Raw genomic sequence first — 19,822 nt, forward strand, 5'->3', positions numbered from 1 at the left:
CGTCTTCAACCGGGCGCGCCATTCAGCATCGCGCGCCAGTTCGCCACGCTGACGCTGGCCAGATATTCGGCCTGCATCGGAGGGGTGAGTATTTCGACCATCTGCCGCCCTTCGATCCACATTTCGATCACGCCGAAGGCGCCGCCGCGTTTGCGATATTTGGCGGGCCAGCCTTCGCGCGCGGCGATGGTCATGACGGCGGCTTCGTCCAGCGATGTGGCGATGGCGGCATGTGTTGCGGTGAATGGCGACGCTTCGACGGTATCGCCAAACGCGTCGGCATCTCCCTCCGCTTCGCGCAGGACGGTGCCGATCGGATAGACCTCGATCGCAGATCCGCGATCATCATCGGCCAATGCGATCCAGCCATTGTTCGAAACCGGCGGAAAGGGCAGGGCGTCGCCACCCCATATTTCGGCAAGAACCTGTGCAACGTGGCGTGGATCATGTGCCGCGATCGAAACATGAAACAGCATGGACGGCGCCTCTCTGGACTATCACCTGACCGGCCGCATCCTATCATATATGCCTGACGACGGGGAGAGGGGCTGAACCTGCCACTAAGCCCTTATTGCTGGACAATCGCGTCAGTATCGCTATGGGGCCTGCTCCCGCATTTTGTGCATGGAGTGGAGTTAAGGTCATGGGGTACAAGGTCGTCGTCGTTGGTGCCACGGGTAATGTGGGCCGCGAAATGCTGACCATTCTCGCCGAGCGCGAGTTCCCCATTGCCGAGGTCGCAGCGGTCGCTTCGGCGAGGTCGCACGGCACTTCCGTAGATTTCGGCGATACGGGCAAGACGCTCAAGTGCCAGAATCTGGAACATTTCGATTTTCACGGCTGGGATATCGCCCTGTTCGCGGCAGGCAGCGGCCCAACCGCTGAATATGCGCCCAAGGCGGCGGCGTCCGGCTGCGTCGTCATCGACAACAGCTCGCTGTATCGCATGGACCCGGACGTACCGCTGATCGTGCCCGAAGTTAACCCGGACGCGATCGACGGCTATACCAAGAAGAACATCATCGCCAATCCCAACTGCTCGACCGCGCAGATGGTCGTGGCGCTCAAGCCCTTGCACGATGCCGCGACGATCAAGCGCGTGGTCGTCGCCACCTACCAGTCGGTGTCGGGTGCCGGCAAGGAAGGCATGGACGAGCTGTTCGAGCAGAGCCGCAACATCTTCGTCGGCGATCCGGCGGAAGCCAAGAAATTCACCAAGCAGATCGCCTTCAACGTGATCCCGCATATCGATGTCTTCCTGGACGATGGATCGACCAAGGAAGAATGGAAGATGGTCGCGGAAACCAAGAAGATCCTGGATCCCAAGATCAAGGTGACGGCCACCTGTGTGCGGGTGCCGGTGTTCGTTGGGCATAGCGAGGCCATCAACATCGAGTTCGAGCGCGAAATTTCGGCAAAGGAGGCGCAGGATATCCTGCGCGAAGCCCCCGGCGTCATGCTGGTCGATAAGCGCGAGGACGGCGGTTACGTCACCCCGGTCGAATGCGTGGGCGACTATGCGACCTTCATCAGTCGCGTGCGCGAGGACCCGACGGTGGACAGCGGCCTGTCGCTGTGGTGCGTGAGCGACAATCTGCGCAAGGGCGCCGCGCTCAACGCGGTGCAGATCGCGGAACTGCTCGGCCGCCGTCACCTCAAGAAAGGCTGATTTTCAGCATGATCACCGGCGCTGCCGCTGTCTGGAAGGCGCTTCCGACAGGGCAGCGCCGGATGATCGTTTCGCTGTCGGTTGCCGTGGCGATCGCCAATATCGCGCAACCCTATCCCGATCTCGCGCCGCTTCAGCACGGCCCGACGGTCATCCTGATCGTCGCGGCGCCATGGGTGCTGGCGCGATGGCCATTGTCGACCCCCGGCGTCGCGAGCATCTGGCTGTTCCTGCTGCTGCATACGCTGGGCGCGCGCTACATCTATTCCTACGTACCTTATGACGACTGGCTTCAGGGCGTGACGGGATGGCGCATAGGCGGGGCGCGTAACGATTACGACCGGTTCGTGCATCTTGCGTTCGGCGGCCTGCTGACGTTGCCGGTCGCCGAGTTCGCGCGACGATGGAGCGGCATGGGGCAGAGCAGCGCCTTGCTGGTGGCGCTGCTGGCGATCGGCTTTGGCAGCGCCCTTTATGAAATCTTCGAATGGCTGCTGACGATCGTCGCGGCGGGCAGCACCGCCGACTATTATAATGGCCAGCAGGGCGATGGCTGGGACGCCCAAAAGGATATGGCGCTCGCGCTGCTGGGCAGCTCCATTGCTGCCGCCGCGGGCTTGGCCGGCACTCGACATCGACGGGGTTCGGTCATATCGGGCGAAAGCACCGCCACAGATGACAGGACCATGACGTGACCCAGCCTACTATGGAAACGCAGACCATCCATGGGCTGGGCGGCCTTCCCCTGGCCGTGCACGTCATGGGGGCTGGGCGGGACATCGTTCTGATCCATGGCTATTTTTCCAACGCCCACACCAACTGGATCAAATATGGCCATGCCGGGCGGCTGGTGGAGGCGGGCTTCCGCGTCATCATGCCCGACCTGCGTGGCCATGGCGAGAGCGGCAAGCCGCAAGATGCAATTGCCTATCCCCCCGACGCGCTGACCGAGGATGGACTGGCGCTGGTCGCGCAAATGGGACTGACCGATTATGATCTTGGCGGCTATTCCCTGGGCGCGCGCACGACAGTGCGGATGCTTGCCCGTGGCGCGCTGCCGCGCCGGGTGATACTGGCGGGCATGGGATTACGCGGGCTGACCCGGACTATCGACCGGGGCGGCTATTATACCAATGTCCTGACCAACCCCGGCACGTTCGAGCGCGGCACGTCGGAGTGGATGACCGAAGCCTTCCTCAAGACGACCAAGGGCGATCCCGTGGCCATGCTCCACATTCTCAAGACCTTCGTCGATACCCCCCGTGAGGCAATCGCGGCCATCACGCAGCCGACCGACGTCATCTGCGGCGCCGAAGACCAGGATAACGGTTCGGCGCTTGAGCTGGCGGAAACATTGCCCAATGGCCGTTATGTCGAGATTCCGGGCAACCACATGAACGCCGTGACCCGCAAGGAACTGGGTCAGGCGATGGTGGATTTCCTGACCGCCTGACGCGCCTACCGAAAGGGCGGCTCGTTGAAGGCGCGCAGCTTGCGGCTGTGCAGCCGCGCGCCCTGCTGGCGCAGCAGTTCGCAGGCCATCAGGCCGACGCGCAGATGGCCGGCGATCGCCTGCTCATAAAAACGGTTGGCCTGGCCGGGTAGCTTCAGTTCACCATGGATCGGCTTGTCGGATACGCACAGCAACGTGCCATAGGGCACGCGGAAACGATATCCCTGGGCCGCGATGGTCGCTGATTCCATGTCGATCCCGACGGCGCGCGACAGGCTGAATCGCAGTGCCGAATGGGAATAGCGCAGTTCCCAGTTGCGGTCGTCGGTGGTGATCACCGTGCCGGTGCGCAGGCGGCGCTTGAAGTCGTCCGGATCGCCGCCGCCCAGAACCGCTTCGGCCGCACTGGCGAGCGCGACCTGCACTTCGGCGATGGCGGGCACGGGTATTTCGGGCGGCAGCATCTCGTCGAGCACATGATCGTCGCGCAGATAGGCGTGGGCCAGGACATAGTCGCCGATCCGCTGGCTGGGCCGCAACCCGCCGCAATGGCCGATCATCATCCATGCTTCCGGCCGCACGACCGCCAGATGATCGCATATCGTCTTGGCGTTGGACGGGCCGACGCCGATATTGACGAGCGTGATGCCGCTGCGGTCCGGCGCGATCAGATGATAGGCCGGCATTTGATGCTTGCGCCAGGCGCTGTCGGCGATCATCCGCGCGGGATCGGCGGTTGCCGGCGTCACATAGACCCCGCCGGCCCCCGACAGGGCGGTGAAGCGGCTGCCCTCCTGCTTGAGTTCGGCGCAAGCCCAGGCAACGAATTCATCGACATAGCGATGATAGTTCGTAAACAATATATAGCGTTGGACATGTTCGGCAGGTGCGCCGGTATAATGTTTCAGCCGCGCGAGCGAAAAGTCCGTGCGCAAACCGTCGAACAGCGCCAGCGGCCTGTCACCACCCGCGTCGGGAGTGAACAGTCCGTCGGCGATTTCGTCGCCGATCTGCGCCAGTTCGGTCGCCGGGAAATGGCGCGCGAGTTCCGTCGGCGGAATTCCGTCGAGCGCCCCCATATCCAGCCCGTCGAGGACATAGGGGAAGGGAATGGGCTGGTCGCTGATCCCGGTTTCCACATCGACGCCATAATCGCGCACCAGCAGATCGATCTGTTCGGCGAGATAGTCGCCGAACATGTCCGGCCGAGTGACCGTGGTTACATAATCGCCAGGACTGGAAAGGCGGGCGAAGGATCGTCCCGGCGGTGGCGCGCCTCCCTCGCCGACATAGATGACCCGCAAGGCAGGATAGCAGAAGCGTCCATCCGTCCGCGCATCGGGGCCAGGAACGCTGCCGTCGCGGGCATAGGCGCGCATGGCGGCGCGCAGATTTTCAATGGCCTTGCGATAAATCTCGTCCAGTTGCGCGACGATCAGGCGACCCATGCTTTGTGTCATCGCCTGATGTTAGCCCCAATCCATGGCGAACAAAAGACGGCCGGATGATGAAACATAGGATCAACCAATGCTTAAATTCCCGGTGCTAGATCTTGCTCCATGCTGCGCTTCTATCTCACCGTCGACACCGAATTATCATCGGGTCATTTCGCCCGTCGCGGTCGCGCGGGTCTCGATGCCAATTTCGCGAGCGCGATCGACGGGCGGACGGGACGCGGACCGGTGGGGGTCGCCCATCAGATCGACGTACTCGACGCGCATGGCATGAAGGGCGTGTTCTTCGTCGATCCGCTGCCGGCGCTCGCCGTGGGCATCGACGTGATCAAGCGCATCGTCCACCCGATTTTGGAGAGGGAGCATGACGTTCAGCTTCATGCGCACAGCGAATGGTTGAGCTTTGCGACACGATCGCCGGTCGGTGGCCGGACGGGCCGTAACATGAAGGATTTCGACCTGGCTGACCAGACGGCGATCCTGGAGGTCGCCCGCGATTGCCTGGTGGAGGCGGGCGCGCCTGCGCCGGTTGCGTTCCGCGCGGGCAATTACGGCGCCGATGACAATACGCTGCGGGCGCTGGCGCGGCTTGGCATCCGCTATGATACCAGCCTGACGCCGGGCATCAAGGGTGGCGCATGCGACATTTCGATCGTCGGGGACAGGCTGGAGCCGGTAGAGCATCTGGGCGTGATCGAAGTGCCCGTTGCCGCCATCGCGGCGGCGCGCGGCGGGCGGCGACATGCGCAATTGACGGCTCTGTCCGCTGGTGAAATTCTGGCGGCGCTCGACCATGCCGTCGCTCAGCGCCAGACCAGCTTCACGCTCGTTTCGCACAGTTTCGAGCTGCTGGCGCGGGAGCGCGGCGTCCCCAATCGTATCGTCACGCAGCGGTTCGAGCGGCTTTGCGCGGGCATCGCGGCGCGCGCTGCCATCGAAAGCGCAACCTATGCGAACCAGCCGCCGGAGCCGGGGACGGCATATCCGAGCCTGCTGCCGCACAACCCGATACGAACCGCCATTCGACTGGTCGAACAGGCCGCGTCCAACGCCCTTTACTCTCGTCGGCCCCTATTTGGACTCAGGGCGGCCAGCACAGTCCAACCCCCTGTGCCCGCGGTTCAAAGCTGACCGAGCATATGATCAGCCGACGACAGCTTATAGTCGCCGGGCGCCTCGACATTGAGTTCACTGACGATGCCATCCCTGACGATCATCGAAAAGCGCTGCCCGCGCGCGCCCATGCCGAACTTGCTGCCATCCATCTCCAGCCCCAGCGCCTTGACGAAATCGCCATTGCCGTCCGCCAGCATCGTTACCGTTCCGCTCGCGCCCGCGCTCTTGCCCCAGGCATCCATGACGAAGGCGTCATTGACGGCGGTGCAGGCGATCTCGTCGACGCCACGGCCCTTGAGGTCGTCGGCTTTTTCGACGAAGCCCGGCAGATGCTTGGCCGAGCAGGTCGGTGTGAAGGCGCCGGGCACCGAAAACAGCGCCACCGTCCGCCCGGCAAAAAAATCCTCGCTCTTCACCTGTTCCGGCCCGTTTTCGGTCATCGTCGTGAAGGTGGTGCTGGGAAGGGTGTCGCCCCTGGATATGGTCATGTCTGGCTTCCTCGTTCGCGCCGCTCGTGCAGCCTGACCTGGCGAAGTCGTGAGTCATGCCGCTTTAGTCAAGGGTCTTTTGGCGGCGTGGCGTCACCTTGCGAGCCATATGACCGAACGCGCTGTCCTTGCGACATGCCGCCATTGGATTTGCCGGGACACAGCCTATACTCCGTTTATGGATCAGCCTCTCTATTATGCCGGCCAGTTTCTGCTCGCCCTGCCGGGCATGGGTGACGCCCGGTTCGACCATGCGGTGATCGCCCTGTGCATGCATGACGCCAACGGCGCGCTCGGCATCGGGATCGGCGAGGAAATCGACAAGCTGGGCCTGCGCGAGCTTTTGAAAAGCTTCGACATCGACGGCAGCGCCATTCCCGATGGTCCCGTCTATCGCGGCGGGCCGGTGGAGCCGCGACGGGGCTTCGTCCTGCATTCGCTCGACTGGGGCGGACGGGATATGGTGCAGGTCGGAAATGCGTGGGGCCTGTCCGGCTCGCTCGACATATTGAAGGCGATTGCCGCGGGCAAGGGGCCGAGCCGGTATCTGGTGGCGCTTGGCTATGCCGGTTGGGGAGCGGGGCAGCTGGAACAGGAAATGCGCAGCGCCGGATGGTTCCTGACGCAAGCGGACCCCGATCTGATCTTCGACACCCCCACGAACGGGCGTTGGCAACGCGCTTTCGCTTGCGCCGGGGTCGATTCGGCGCATCTGGTGTCCGACGCCGGGTCGGCATAGCCTTCATCGAAGCCGCCGGTCGGGTTTCGCCAGTACATAAAGAATTCTTTATATTCTGTTGCCTTGCGCGGCAGCGGTTGATAAAGCGCGCCCCATCGCCCCCGCGTCGTTCCGACAAGCGCGGTAGGCACCACCCGATGCAATGGAGATTTTCGTGGCCACAGCTCCCGCCACCGCCGTCCAGGACTATGTGATCCGGGACATCAGCCTCGCTGCCTTTGGCCGCAAGGAAATGGACATCGCCGAAACCGAAATGCCGGGCCTGATGGCGCTGCGCAAGGAATTCGGCGAGACCAAGCCGCTCAAGGGCGCGCGGATCACCGGGTCGCTGCACATGACGATCCAGACAGCGGTGTTGATCGAGACGCTGACCGCGCTTGGCGCGCAGGTGCGCTGGGCGACCTGCAACATCTATTCGACGCAGGACCATGCCGCCGCGGCGATCGCCGCGTCGGGCGTGCCCGTATTCGCGGTCAAGGGCGAAAGCCTTGAGGAATATTGGGACTATGTGATCCGCATCTTCGACTGGGGCCAGGACGAAACCTGCAACATGATCCTGGACGATGGCGGCGACGCCACCATGTTCGCGCTGTGGGGCGCGCGGGTCGAGGCGGGCGAGGCACTGTTCACGCCCGGCAACGAGGAAGAGGAAATCTTCGTAGCGACGCTCAAGCGCTTCATTGCCGAACGCCCAGGTTACCTCACGAAGACGGTCCAGAACATCAAGGGCGTGTCGGAAGAAACGACCACCGGCGTTCACCGCCTGTATGAACTGTCGAAGAAGGGCAAGCTGCCCTTCCCGGCGATCAACGTCAACGACAGCGTGACCAAGAGCAAGTTCGACAATCTGTACGGCTGCAAGGAATCGCTGGTGGATGCCATCCGTCGCGCCACCGACGTCATGCTGGCCGGCAAGGTCGCCTGCGTCGCGGGTTTTGGCGATGTCGGCAAGGGTTCGGCCGCTTCGCTGCGCAACGGCGGCGCGCGCGTGCTGGTGACCGAGATCGACCCGATCTGCGCGCTCCAGGCAGCAATGGAAGGCTATGAGGTCGTCACGATGGAGGAAGCCGCCACCCGCGCCGACATCTTCGTCACCGCGACCGGCAACGAAGCGGTGCTGAGGGTCGATCATATGCGCGCGATGAAGAATATGGCGATCGTATCCAATATCGGCCATTTCGACAGCGAGATCGAGATCGCCGGACTGTCCAACATGAAGTGGACCGAGATCAAGCCGCAGGTCGACGAGGTCGAGTTCCCCGACGGCAAGAAGATCATCGTGCTTTCGAAGGGCCGTCTGGTCAACCTGGGCAACGCCACGGGTCATCCCAGCTTCGTCATGTCGTCATCCTTCACCAACCAGGTGCTGGCGCAGATCGAACTGTGGACCGGCGGCGACAAATACGGCAACGGAGTCTATGTTCTGCCCAAGCATCTGGATGAAAAGGTCGCCGAACTGCACCTTGAAAAGCTGGGCGTGAAGCTGACCAAGCTGACCCAACGCCAAGCCGACTATATCGGCGTGCCGGTCGAAGGGCCGTTCAAGCCCGACCATTACCGCTACTGATCAGGCAGGGCAGGGAGCGTCATGGCTCCCTGCCTTTCGCCATCCTGTCGTTCGGTGCTTCACCCTGCCGCCGCTTTGCGATAGTCGATGACCATGCAGGGTGAATTTTCAGCGACAACGGGCGTGGCATTCGCCCCATGATACCCATCACACCGCTGGCGAGCCTGATTTTGGGCGTGGTTCTGGCTGCGTGGCTGGGCGCTGCCGTCTGGGCGCTGGTGACGGGGCATCGGATGCGGCGAAAGGGCGCCTACGCCCAGGATCAGCTCGATCGGCTTACGGAATTGTTGCAGTCGGCACCCGCCATAGTGGCGATCGTCCGGCCCGATGGCCGATTGGAGGCCACCGATCGGCTGACGGCCTGGCTGGGCCTTGAGCGCGCCCCTGCTTTCGCGTCGGAACTGACTGGGCAGAATGGTGGCCTGACGCCCGAGGATGCGGACAATCTGGCGCAGGATATCGCCGCCGCGCAACGCGCCGGCAAAAGCTTTTCGCGCGCCGTCCGCGCCATTGGGTCTTCGCGCTCGCTGATCGTGCGGGGCGCGCCTGCCGGAGACGATATCGCCGCGACAGGAAGCGTCATATTGTGGTTGTTCGATGCGACCGAAAGCCAGTCGGAGATACTGGCGCTCAAGCATCAGGTCGAACAATATCGCGAAGCGCTGGAAACGATTGCGGCGCTGGTCGAGGCCGCGCCGTTCCCGATATGGCATCGCACGCCCGATCAGCGCTTGAGCCTGGTCAACAGCGCCTATGTCGCCGCGGTCGACGGCAAGAACGCAGGTCAGGTGATCGCGGAAGGCGTGGAGCTGGTGGAAGCGGTCGAGGGGCAGGCGCCCGGCGCGGCGGCCGCCAGCGCGGCACTGGCGGGCAAGCCGCTGGAGCGGCTGGTCCCGGCGACGATCGATGGCGAACGGCGAACCATGCGCGTCATCGACATCCCGCTGGGCGATGCGGGTGTGGCGGGATTCGCTATGGATCAGCACGAGCTGGAGCAGGTGCGCGTTGAACAGCGGCGGCAGGAATCCGCGCAGCGCGACCTGCTGGACCGGCTGTCGGCGGGTGTCGCGCAATTTGGCGCCGATCGCGCCCTGCGGTTCTGGAATCAGCCGTTCCTGAGCCTCTTCGCGCTCGATCAGAGCCATTTGACCGACGGGCCGGCTTTCGAGCGCGTGCTCGACCGGATGCGTGAGGCGGGTCGGATTCCTGAACATCGCGATTTCCCCGCGTGGCGGGCCGAACGCCGCGACTGGTTCCTGTCGCCTGATCCCCGCGAGGAGAACTGGCTGCTGGCCGATGGCACGCATTTGCGCGTCTATGCCCAGCCATTGCCCGATGGCGGCCTGCTGCTGATCTTCGAGGACCGCACCGAGCAGGTGCAGTTGTCGAGCGCACGGGACACGCTGCTGCGCGTTCGCACGGCGACATTCGACAATCTGTTCGAATCGATAGGCGTGTTCGCGGCCGACGGCAGGCTGCACCTGTGGAACAGCCGGTTCCGCACCATGTGGGGCATTGCCGAACAAGCGCTGGCGGCGCACCCGCGCATCGACGATCTGATGCAACAGGTCCAGTCGAAGCTGGCCAAGCCGCAACAGGCCAATATCGTTCGCGAACTGGTGCGCGCCGCGACCATCGAACGCAAGCAGCGCGGCGGGCATGTCGGCTTTGCCGATGGTCGTATCTTCGAATTTGCCGCGATTCCCCTGCCCGACGGCAATGCGTTGTTCACGATGCTGGACGTGACCGACAGTCGGCGAATGGAACAGGCGCTGCGCGATCGCAATGAAGCGCTGGAACAGACCGACAAGGTGAAGACCGCCTTCGTCACCAACATGAGCTACGAATTGCGCACGCCGCTGACCAGCATCGCCGGTTTCGCCGAAATGATGAGCCATGGCTATGCTGGCGAATTATCGGACACGGCGCGCGATTATGTGCAGGGGATCATGGACAGCACCAGCCGCCTGGCCATGCTGATCGACAATGTGCTCGACCTGACGCAGGGCGAGGCCGGCACGCTGGCCATCGAAAAGCGGTCGGTCGATCTGGCGGAAATCGCGCGCGCCAGTGCGAAGCGAATCGAGGGCAATGCCGCTGCGAAGCGGATCGAGCTGGTTGTGGATCTGGAGCCTGCGCTGGGTACGGTCATGGGCGATGCGCGGCGGATCGGACAGGCGCTGGATCATTTGCTGGAAAATGCGGTGCGATATTGCGGGGAGGGCGCGCGGGTGCTGCTTCGCGGCGATGTGGTGGACAAGGTGGCGAGATTGATCGTGTCCGACAATGGTCCGGGAATCGACAGCAGCCGGCAGGGAGAACGGGCGGGCCTTGGCCTGCCCCTGGCGCAACGGCTGGCCGAAGCGCATGGGGGCAAGCTGTCGCTGATGTCCGAGCCGGGCCAGGGGACGGTCGCGATTTTGGAACTGCCGCGTGGCTGAAACCATCATGGTGGACAGCGAGGCGGAGATGCTGGCGCTGGGCGCGCGGATCGCGGCCCAGGTGCGGATGGGCGATGTCATCGCGCTGGCAGGTGGACTGGGAGCGGGCAAGACGACGCTCGCGCGCGGCATATTGGCGGCCCTCGGCCTTGACAGCGAGGCGCCCAGCCCCAGCTTTGCGCTGGTCCAGCCCTATGACGTGCCCGAAGTGCGCTTGCCCGTAACGCATGTCGATCTCTATCGGCTGGACGATCCGGCAGAGGTGGATGAACTGGCGCTGGACGACTATCTGCTGGAAAGCCTGTTGATCGTGGAATGGCCCGACAGGATGGGCGACCGGCTATGGCGACACGCCCTTCAGCTGGCCATCGAAGTGGACGAAGCTGGCGGTCGGCGCTTGACAGCGCAGGTGCCGGACGATTGGAGGGACAGATGGTCGCAGATATGATCCCCCCCGCCGCCGCACCAGCCTTCCTCGCCGGGATCGGCTGGGGCGACGCGGCCATCCTGCCGCTGGCGGGAGATGCGTCCTTCCGGCGCTATTTCCGCGTCGTCGATGGTGGCCGGCGAGCGGTGCTGATGGATGCGCCGCCCCCCCATGAAGACCCGCGCCCGTTTATCGCCATTGCCGAGCATCTGGCCGAGCAAGGGTTCGCCGCGCCGGCAATATACGGCCGCGACCTTGCCGATGGACTGGTGTTGATCGAGGATTTCGGCGACCTGCGGCTGAAGGAATATCTTGAGGAAGCGCCTGCCGACGAGATGGCGGTCTATGGTCGCGCCGTCGACCTGCTGGCGGACCTGCACCGCCACCCTGCCGCCGACCTGCCGCCCTATGACCGCGAGGTCTATCTGCGCGAGGCGGGTCTTTTGACGCAATGGTATTGCCCGGCGATCGGCTTGAGCGTTGATGGAGGCGCCTATGTCGCTGCTTGGGACGCGGTGCTGCCGCTGGTCGAACGGAACGCCGTGCCCGGCGTGACCGTGCTGCGCGACTATCATGCGGAAAACATCATGCTGATCGATCGGCCTGCCGCTCACGGCCTTGGCCTGCTGGATTTTCAGGACGCGCTGGTCGGTCATCCGGCCTATGATCTGGTGTCGCTGTTGCAGGATGCCCGCCGCAATGTGCCGCCAGAGATCGAATTGGCGATGGTCGCCCGTTACAAGGCGGCTGCATCGCCCGCAGGCGATTTCGACGCCGCCTATGCGATATTGGGCGCGCAGCGTAACGCCAAGATCATCGGCATCTTCACGCGGCTGTGGCAGCGCGACGGCAAGCCGCGTTACCTGTCCTTTCTGCCGCGCATGTGGGACCTGCTCGAACGCGATCTTGCCCATCCCGCTCTTGGTCCCGTTGCCGACTGGTTTGCCGCCTCTATCCCGGCCAATATGCGCCACCGGGCGCTCGAAGGAATTGCTGCCGCATGATCGATACGGCAATGCTGATGGCGGCAGGGCTGGGCAAGCGGATGCGCCCGTTGACCGCGACGCGCCCCAAGCCGCTGGTCAAGGTCGCGGGCAAGCCGCTGATCGACCATGCGCTCGATCGGCTGGAGGCCGGCGGCATACGCCGCGCGGTGATCAACGTCCATTATCTTGCCGACACCGTCGAGGCTCATCTTCGCACGCGCAAGAGCGCGATGACTCATGTCATTTCCGATGAACGGTCCAAGCTGCTCGAAACGGGCGGGGGTCTGGTCAAGGCCATGCCCTTGCTGGGCCACGCGCCCTTTTTCTGCGTCAACAGTGACAATTTCTGGATCGACGGGCCGCAGGATACGCTGGCGATGATGCGCGGCCTGTGGGACCCTGAGCGAATGGATGCGCTGTTGCTGCTGGTGCCGCTGGCCCGCGCTCATTGCCACAAGGGGCCAGGCGATTTCCACATGGACGCGCGTGGCCGTATCAGCCGGCGCAAACCTTCCCATATTGCGCCATTCGTGTTCACCGGCATCCAGATCATGTCGCCCGCGCTGGTGACCGATCCGCCGGCAGACGTGTTTTCGACCAATATTTTCTGGAACCGGGCCATCGAGGCGGGGCGGCTTTATGGCGTGTCGCATCAGGGGATGTGGTTCGACGTAGGCACGCCGCAGGCGATTCCGGTCGTGGAGGCGATGCTCGCCCATGGGTGAGCGCGCCCGGCCCGCGCTTTACAGCATTCCGGCGCACCGCGCCTTTGCCGATGCGCTTGCCGCCGGGCTGATCGCCAGGCACGGCGCTGATCCGCTGGGACTCGCTCAGGGCATGGTCTTGTTGCCCAATAACCGTGCGGTACGCGCGGTTGGCGATGCATTCGTGCGCGCATCGCACGGCGGGCTGTTGCTGCCCCGCCTGGTAGCGATCGGTGACCCCGAGCTTGGCGAGCGAGCCGGCGGGGCGCTGGACCCGATCGGGGCGGGAATGGATGTTCCTCCGGCGATAGAGCCGATGCAGCGGCTGATGCTGCTGTCCCGCATGGTGCAGGAGGCCCGGCGGGCGCGCGGCCAGCCGGTGGATGCGGGCGAGGCGATCCGGCTGGGGCAGGCGCTCGCCGCCGTGCTCGACCAGATGCATGTCGAACAGGTGCCGGCCAGCGCGCTGGCCGCGCTCAAGCTGACCGATGCGCTTTCAGCGCATTGGCAGACGTCGCTGGATCTGTTCGAGTTGCTGATCGCGCGTTGGCCGCAGGAACTGGCGCGACGGGGAATGATCGACCAGAGCGACCGGCGCAATCGCATGTTCGCGGCGCTTTCGGCGCGCTGGGGGGAAGCCCCGCCCCGCGCCTTTGTCGTTGCGGCGGGTATTTCCACAACCGCGCCCGCTGTCGCGCATCTGCTTGCGCGGGTGGCGACCATGCGGGGAGGGCAGGTGGTGTTCGCGGGCCTCGACCAGCATATGGACGCTGACGAATGGGCGGCGATCGGCCCGTTCGATGCCGACCCGATATCGGGCCATCGCCCGCGCGGAAATGAGTCTCATCCACAATATGCGTTGAAATTGCTGCTCGACCACATGGGCTTCGCGCGGGACGAAGTCGCGCGCTGGCGCTGGGGTTCCGAACATGATGCGCGCGCCGTGCGGGGACGCAATATTTCCAGCGCGATGTTGCCACCCCGGCTGACGGGCAAATGGCGGGACCTCAAGCCAGCCGAGCGAACCCTGAGCGGCGTTACGGCGCTGGAGGTCGCAACCCCGGCCGAGGAAGCGCAGGCGATTGCGATTGCCCTGCGCGAAGCATTGGAAACGCCCGAACGGACGGCGGCGCTAGTGACACCGGACCGGCAGTTGGCGACGCGGGTGTCCGCGCACCTGCGCCGATGGGGCATCGAGGCGGACGACAGCGCCGGGCGGCCCCTGTCCCAACTGCCGCCCGGCACGCTTCTGATCGCCATCGCCGAGGCGGTGGCGGAACGTTTCGCACCGGTGGCACTGCTCGCGCTGCTCAAGCACCCGCTGGTTCGCCGGGGCGATGAGCGGATAGCCTGGCTGGACGGCGTCCGCGAACTCGACATGCTGTTGCGTGGGCCACGTCCCCCTGCGGGACTGGCGGGCATCGATCAGTTGCTGGCCGAGAGGGATGATGACCGGCAGCGTCACAGGCGGCAGGCGGCGCGCGAATGGTGGGCGCAGGCGCGCACGCTATTCGAGCCGATGGAACAGGCATTCGATCTTGCGACCGATCTGTCGAGCCAACTGGCGGCGGTTCGCGACCATGCATCCGCCCTGTCAGGCGATCAGGTGTGGGCGGGGCATCAGGGGCACGCTGCCGCGGCCCTGTTCGCCGAGATGGAAGCGGCCGCCGGCGATGGCCCGGCCGATGCCGATGTTCGCGCGCTGCCGGCGTTGCTCGAACATATGCTGGGCGGTGTTGCCGTGCATCCGCCGCAGGGTGGGCATCCGCGAATAGCGATATTCGGCCTTATCGAAGCACGGCTTGCGCAGGCCGACCTGATGATATTGGCAGGCCTCAATGAAGGAACCTGGCCGGGGTTGCCCACGCCCGACCCGTGGCTGGCGCCCCGCATTCGCCGGGAACTGGGCTTGCCGAGCCTGGAAACCCGCATCGGCCTGTCGGCGCATGATTTCGCTGGCGGACTTGGCGGGCCGCAGGTGTTGATTACCCGATCCCGGCGAGGGGCAAGCGGACCGGCCGTGGCATCGCGATTCTGGCTGCGACTTCGCGCCATGACCGGGGTGCACTGGCGGCAGGCGGACGATCTGGCCGCATGGGCGCGGGGACTGGACCAGCCGCCGAGCCATGCACCGGCCGAGCGTCCCGCACCGTCGCCGCCGCTGGTCAAGCGGCCCAGGACCATTCCGGTGACAGATGTCGACCGGCTGAAGGCCGACCCCTTTGCATTCTATGCGCGCCGCATCCTGCGGCTCGCCCCGCTAGACCCGGTCGACGCCGACCCCAGCGCCGCCTGGCGCGGCACCGCAGTGCACGAGATATTGCAGCGATGGGGCGAGGAAGGTGCGATGGACCCGGCAAAGCTGGAGGACAAGGCCCGCGCGATGTTCCGCCGCGCCGATGCCCATCCGCTGCTGCGCGCGCTGTGGCAGCCGCGCCTCATCGAAGCGATTCGCTGGATCGCGGCGCAGGTGGAGGCGGACCGGGAAGCAGGGCGATCCATTCTGCTGGTCGAGCAGGAAGGGCGGGCCGAGATCGCCGGGGTGACGCTGACGGGAAAGGCCGACCGGATCGATCGAATGCCCGACGGGTCGCTCGCCATCATCGATTACAAGACCGGCAAGCCGCCGAGCGCGCGGCAGGTGAAGGCGGGCTATGCCTTGCAACTGGGACTGCTGGGTCTGATCGCGGAAGCCGATGGGTTCATCGGCTTGGCCCCACGCCAGATTGCCGGATGTTTCGAATATTGGTCGCTGGGTCGCAACAAGGAGGACGGGTTTGGCTATCGCGAAAGCCCGGTCGATCCGGCGGGCAAGCGCGACAAGGTCGTGACCGCCGACTTTACATCACTGGTGCTCGACCATTTTCAGGAAGCGGCGGCTGCATGGCTGACCGGCGAGGCGCCCTTTGCCGCGCAGATCAATCCCGAAGTCGCCAGCTATGGTGAATATGACCAGTTGATGCGGCTGGAAGAATGGTATGGGCGCGGCAATGCGTAGCGAACCGACGCCGTTGCAGCCGCTCGCAGGCGCGCAGGCGACCGCCGCTGCGCCTGACGGGCATGTGTGGTTGTCGGCATCGGCGGGCACGGGCAAGACCCATGTGCTGACCGCGCGCGTCTTTCGCCTGCTGCTGCGCGGCGTGCGGCCCGAAAATATCCTCTGCCTGACCTTCACCAGGGCGGGCGCAGCGGAAATGGCCGATCGCATTCATGAACGGTTGGCGATGTGGGTGCAGATGAGCGGTCCCGCGCTCGCCGCGGACCTGCGCGCGCTGGGCGAGGATTTCGGGCCGGACATGCAGGATCGGGCGCGCCGGCTGTTTGCCGAAGTGCTGGAGTCGACCGGCGGCGGCTTGCGCATCCAGACCATCCACGCCTTTTGCCAACAATTGCTGGCGTCCTTCCCGCTGGAGGCCGGGTTGGTGCCGGGGTTTCGCGCATTGGAGGGACGCGAGCAGGCGCTGTTGGCGCGGCAGGCGCTGGCCGACATGGTTTTGCGGGCGGAGGCGCAGGGCGACGACGCTTTGATGGCAGCGATGCAGGCGCTCAGCCTGCGATTGGGCGAAGGCGGAGCCGAAGCATTCCTGCTGCGCTGTGCCCGGCGGCATGACCGGTTGATGGCGCTGCCCGACGATCCAGCCCCCTTGATCGCGCAGGCGCTGGAAGTGCCTGCGGGCGATGTTGACGCGTATCTGACGGCGCAGTGCGACGATGCGGCTTTCGATCTGGCGGGGTTGCAGTGGATCGCCAACGCCAATGCGCAATGGAACACGGCCACGGCGCTCAAGCGTTGCGATGCGATTGCGGCGTGGCTGGCACTCGATCCGGCGTCGCGGGGGGCGGCGCTGAACGACCTGCATGGCGTGTGGGCAAAAGCGGACGGCGGCCTGCGCTCGACCACCAAGGGGCAGGCGCCAGCGGTCGATGGCTATGGCGATGCGGTCGCGCGGATGCATGTCTGGTGCGGGCAGTTGCTTAGCCTCAAAATACGGGCCGGCTATGCCGCGCTGCTGGTGGAAGCGCTGCGGGCGGGGCGTGCATATGCCGCAGCCTATGCGCAGGCCAAGCGCCTGGCCGGAGCGGTGGACTTTGATGATCTGATCGCGCGGGCGGTGGAATTGCTGCTGGAAGACGGGATGGCCGACTGGATCCGCTACAAGCTCGACCAGCGGATCGACCATATCCTGGTCGATGAGGCGCAGGATACCAATGGCGACCAGTGGACGATCGTCGCTGCCATCGCACGGGAGTTTTTCGCGAACGAATATACGCCCGGCGACGATGTGCGCACATTGTTCACCGTCGGCGATTTCAAGCAGGCGATCTTCGGCTTTCAGGGCACCAGCCCACAGAATTTCGCGGCGGCGCAGATACGTTTTCGCGATCTGGCCAATGAGGCGAGCCACCCGTTTCACGATCTGTCGCTCGACCGGAGCTTCCGTTCGACCCCGGCGGTGCTGGAGGTGGTGGATGAGACCATCGCTACATTGACGGGCCAGCGGCTCGGATTGTTCGACGAGCGCGTGTTTCATGTGAGCGCCAATCGCCATCCTGGCGAAGTCATGCTGTGGAGGCCGGTGTTGGCCGGTGCCCAGGCGGAGGGTGAGGAGGATTGGGCGGCCGATCAGGAGCGGACCCTGGCCAGCAATATCGCCCGGCAGATCAAGGCGTGGATCGACGGCGGGCTGATGCTGGAAAGCAAGGGCCGGCCGGTGGGCGCGGGCGACATCATGATTCTGGTGCGTCGGCGGAGCGAACTGGCGCGACTGATCGTCGCGCGGCTGTATGAAGAAGGTGTGCCGGTCGCCGGGATCGACCGGTTGCGGCTGAACGCGCCGCTGGCCGTGCGCGACCTGCTGGCGGCGCTGCGCTTCGCGGTGCAGCCGCAGGATGACCTAAACCTCGCCAATCTGCTGGTGTCGCCGCTGATCGGCTGGAGCCAGGATGCGCTGATGGTCGCCGCCATGGACCGGCGGGGCGCCTTGTGGCCGCATCTGGTCGCGACGATGGATGACGCGGTGCTGGAGCCGTTGCGCGGGCTGCTGGGTCAGGCGGACCTGACGACGCCCTATCGCTATCTGGAACGGATATTGTCGGGGCCGATGGACGGGCGGCGACGGCTGATCGAACGACTGGGCAGCGAGGCGCGCGATCCGATCGAGGAATTGCTCAATGCCGCGCTGGCTTTCGAGAGCGAGGACCGACCGTCGCTCCAGCGCTTTATCGACTGGTTCGATCGGGGCGATGTAGAGATCGTGCGCGATGCCGCCGCGCAGATCGATGCCGTTCGGCTGTTGACGGTCCATGGCGCCAAGGGGCTGCAGGCGCCGATCGTGATTCTGGCCGACGCGGCACTCGACCCGGACGCCGGCCGCCGCGCCGACATGCTGGAATGGGAAGGCGTACCGATCGTTCCGCCGCGCAGGGCAGAGAAGGGCGGCGCCATTGCCGAGATCGTCGCCGAGGCCGAGCGGATCGAACGCGAGGAGCATTGGCGGCTGCTCTATGTGGCGCTGACCCGCGCCGAGGAAAAGCTGGTCATCGCGGGATCGCTGGGGCCGCGCGCGAAGGGGGAAGTGAAGCCCGAAAGCTGGTTCGGGGCAGTCGATGCGGCGCTGGCCGCGCTGGGCGCGCCATGGCAGCCCGTTCCGCTGTGGGGCGAGCAGCGCAACTGGCGCGGGCGCGAACGGTTGATGCCTCGTCCGCCGGAAAAGCAGCGTGCGCAGGAGGCCGCCCCTGTCGTCGAACCGGACTGGCTCCGCCGGCCAGCGCCGGTCGAAGCGCGCCCGCCCCGTCCGCTTGCGCCATCGGCTGCGGTCGAGGACGACGTGCCCGACCCACCGCCCGGCCCCGCCATGCGCCGCGCCGCCGAGCGGGGACGCTGGCTGCACGCTTTGTTCGAGCGGTTGCCGCCAGTCGCTGCCGCGGACCGGGCCGCGGCGGCGCATGGCTGGTTGGAGCGGCATGGCGGCATCGCCGATGCGGCCGAGCGCGAGGATATCGTCGCGCACGCGCTGGCAGTGATCGAGCGGCCCGATTTCGCTGATCTGTTCGCGCCGGGTGCGTTGGCGGAAGCCCCGATTGCCGCCGTAGTCGGCGACGCCGTGATTGCCGGCACCGTCGATCGTCTCTGCGTGGGCGAGAGCGTGGTGCAGGTCGTCGATTTCAAGACGGGCCGCGTTGCCCCCTTGTCGGCGCGAGACGTGCCCTTGGCGCATCTGCGCCAGATGGCAGCCTATGCTGCTGCATTGGGAGTGATCTTTCCCGGCCGGCGGGTGGAGGCTGCGCTGCTCTACACCTCTCATGCGCGGTTGATCGCGCTGCCCGATGCGCTGCTTGATCGCTACAAGCCGGGCTTTGTCGCCGCGCAGGACATTTTGTCCGCGCTGCCGGTTGAGCCGGACCCGCTGTCACCCTAGATATTGCGCAACCTAAAGGAGTTTATGAACATGGCGACCAAGGCAGTGACCGACCTGAGCTTCAAAGCGGACGTGATCAATTCCGACAGGCCGGTCCTGGTCGATTTCTGGGCCGAATGGTGCGGGCCGTGCAAGATGATCGGCCCGGCGCTGGAAGAAATCTCCGATGAACTGGGTGAACAGGTGACGATCGCCAAGGTCAATATCGATGAGAATCCAGATGCGCCCGGCCGTTATGGCGTGCGCGGCATTCCGACGATGATCCTGTTCAAGGGTGGCGAGGTGATCGCAACCAAGGTCGGCGCCGCCCCCAAGAGCGCACTGAAGGGCTGGATCGAAAGCCAGCTTTAAGTGTCGGG

The 19,822-nt window shown here is 65.0% G+C and carries 16 protein-coding genes; 13 read left to right on the forward strand and 3 right to left on the reverse strand.

Translation table 11 applies throughout. The annotated features are described in order from the left end of the window. Positions 1-5: 5 nt before the first annotated feature. Positions 6-476: a hypothetical protein gene (locus WG908_RS07510; protein WP_340185942.1), complete on the reverse strand. Its 471-nt coding sequence runs from the start codon at positions 474-476 to the stop codon at positions 6-8. A 167-nt stretch (positions 477-643) separates the two neighbouring features. On the opposite strand from WG908_RS07510, the gene WG908_RS07515 reads away from it, so the two are divergent. The 3 genes from WG908_RS07515 to WG908_RS07525 are packed head-to-tail and all read left to right on the forward strand — an operon-like array spanning position 644 to position 3,122. Further along, entirely contained in the window at positions 644-1,669 is a 1,026-nt protein-coding gene (locus WG908_RS07515) for an aspartate-semialdehyde dehydrogenase (RefSeq protein ID WP_340185943.1), read from the forward strand. An 8-nt stretch (positions 1,670-1,677) separates the two neighbouring features. After that, the gene (locus WG908_RS07520; protein ID WP_340185944.1) at positions 1,678-2,364 is read left to right on the forward strand and encodes a DUF2238 domain-containing protein; all 687 of its coding nucleotides are present in this window, start codon (positions 1,678-1,680) and stop codon (positions 2,362-2,364) included. Positions 2,365-2,375: 11 nt separating this feature from the next. Beyond that, positions 2,376-3,122: an alpha/beta fold hydrolase gene (locus WG908_RS07525; protein WP_340186072.1), complete on the forward strand. Its 747-nt coding sequence runs from the start codon at positions 2,376-2,378 to the stop codon at positions 3,120-3,122. A 5-nt stretch (positions 3,123-3,127) separates the two neighbouring features. On the opposite strand, the gene WG908_RS07530 is transcribed toward WG908_RS07525, so the two are convergent. Further along, positions 3,128-4,582: an AMP nucleosidase gene (locus WG908_RS07530; protein WP_340185945.1), complete on the reverse strand. Its 1,455-nt coding sequence runs from the start codon at positions 4,580-4,582 to the stop codon at positions 3,128-3,130. A 99-nt stretch (positions 4,583-4,681) separates the two neighbouring features. On the opposite strand from WG908_RS07530, the gene WG908_RS07535 reads away from it, so the two are divergent. Next, on the forward strand, positions 4,682-5,707 hold the full coding sequence (locus WG908_RS07535) for a polysaccharide deacetylase family protein (RefSeq protein WP_340185946.1): 1,026 nt from the start codon (positions 4,682-4,684) through the stop codon (positions 5,705-5,707). Here WG908_RS07535 and WG908_RS07540 read toward each other — a convergent pair. Next, a complete protein-coding gene (locus WG908_RS07540) occupies positions 5,698-6,180 on the reverse strand; it encodes a peroxiredoxin (protein ID WP_340185947.1) in 483 nt (160 codons plus the stop codon). The genes WG908_RS07535 and WG908_RS07540 overlap by 10 nt on opposite strands. Positions 6,181-6,358: 178 nt before the next feature. Here WG908_RS07540 and WG908_RS07545 point away from each other — a divergent pair, with 178 nt between their 5' ends. The 9 genes from WG908_RS07545 (at position 6,359) to trxA (ending at position 19,814) form a co-directional block, all read left to right on the forward strand. Beyond that, the gene (locus WG908_RS07545; RefSeq protein WP_340185948.1) at positions 6,359-6,919 is read left to right on the forward strand and encodes a YqgE/AlgH family protein; all 561 of its coding nucleotides are present in this window, start codon (positions 6,359-6,361) and stop codon (positions 6,917-6,919) included. Positions 6,920-7,061: 142 nt separating this feature from the next. Continuing rightward, positions 7,062-8,486 carry an adenosylhomocysteinase gene (gene ahcY, locus WG908_RS07550; protein WP_340185949.1) on the forward strand — a complete coding sequence of 475 codons (1,425 nt, stop codon included), beginning with the start codon at positions 7,062-7,064 and terminating at the stop codon, positions 8,484-8,486. 137 nt (positions 8,487-8,623) lie between these two features. Further along, positions 8,624-10,927, forward strand: a complete 2,304-nt coding sequence (locus tag WG908_RS07555; RefSeq protein ID WP_340185950.1) for a PAS domain-containing sensor histidine kinase — start codon at positions 8,624-8,626, stop codon at positions 10,925-10,927. A gap of 7 nt (positions 10,928-10,934) precedes the next feature. After that, positions 10,935-11,375: a tRNA (adenosine(37)-N6)-threonylcarbamoyltransferase complex ATPase subunit type 1 TsaE gene (tsaE, locus tag WG908_RS07560; protein ID WP_445326685.1), complete on the forward strand. Its 441-nt coding sequence runs from the start codon at positions 10,935-10,937 to the stop codon at positions 11,373-11,375. After that, positions 11,372-12,358, forward strand: coding sequence for an aminoglycoside phosphotransferase family protein (locus WG908_RS07565; RefSeq protein ID WP_340186073.1), 987 nt, complete (start codon positions 11,372-11,374; stop codon positions 12,356-12,358). Before tsaE ends, WG908_RS07565 begins: the two co-directional genes overlap by 4 nt. Beyond that, positions 12,355-13,065 (forward strand): nucleotidyltransferase family protein, encoded by a 711-nt coding sequence (locus WG908_RS07570; protein WP_340185952.1) that lies wholly within the window; start codon positions 12,355-12,357, stop codon positions 13,063-13,065. Before WG908_RS07565 ends, WG908_RS07570 begins: the two co-directional genes overlap by 4 nt. Further along, complete coding sequence (gene addB / locus WG908_RS07575; RefSeq protein WP_340185953.1) at positions 13,058-16,042, forward strand: double-strand break repair protein AddB; 2,985 nt, start codon at positions 13,058-13,060, stop codon at positions 16,040-16,042. The genes WG908_RS07570 and addB overlap by 8 nt, the downstream gene beginning before the upstream one ends. Continuing rightward, positions 16,023-19,463, forward strand: coding sequence for a double-strand break repair helicase AddA (addA, locus tag WG908_RS07580; RefSeq protein WP_445326680.1), 3,441 nt, complete (start codon positions 16,023-16,025; stop codon positions 19,461-19,463). The genes addB and addA overlap by 20 nt, the downstream gene beginning before the upstream one ends. A 30-nt stretch (positions 19,464-19,493) precedes the next feature. After that, positions 19,494-19,814: a thioredoxin gene (trxA, locus tag WG908_RS07585; RefSeq protein ID WP_340185955.1), complete on the forward strand. Its 321-nt coding sequence runs from the start codon at positions 19,494-19,496 to the stop codon at positions 19,812-19,814. Positions 19,815-19,822 lie beyond the last annotated feature (8 nt).

Origin of the sequence: Sphingobium anseongense, from assembly GCF_037725245.1 — a bacterium.
Taxonomy (GTDB): Bacteria; Pseudomonadota; Alphaproteobacteria; order Sphingomonadales; family Sphingomonadaceae; genus Sphingobium.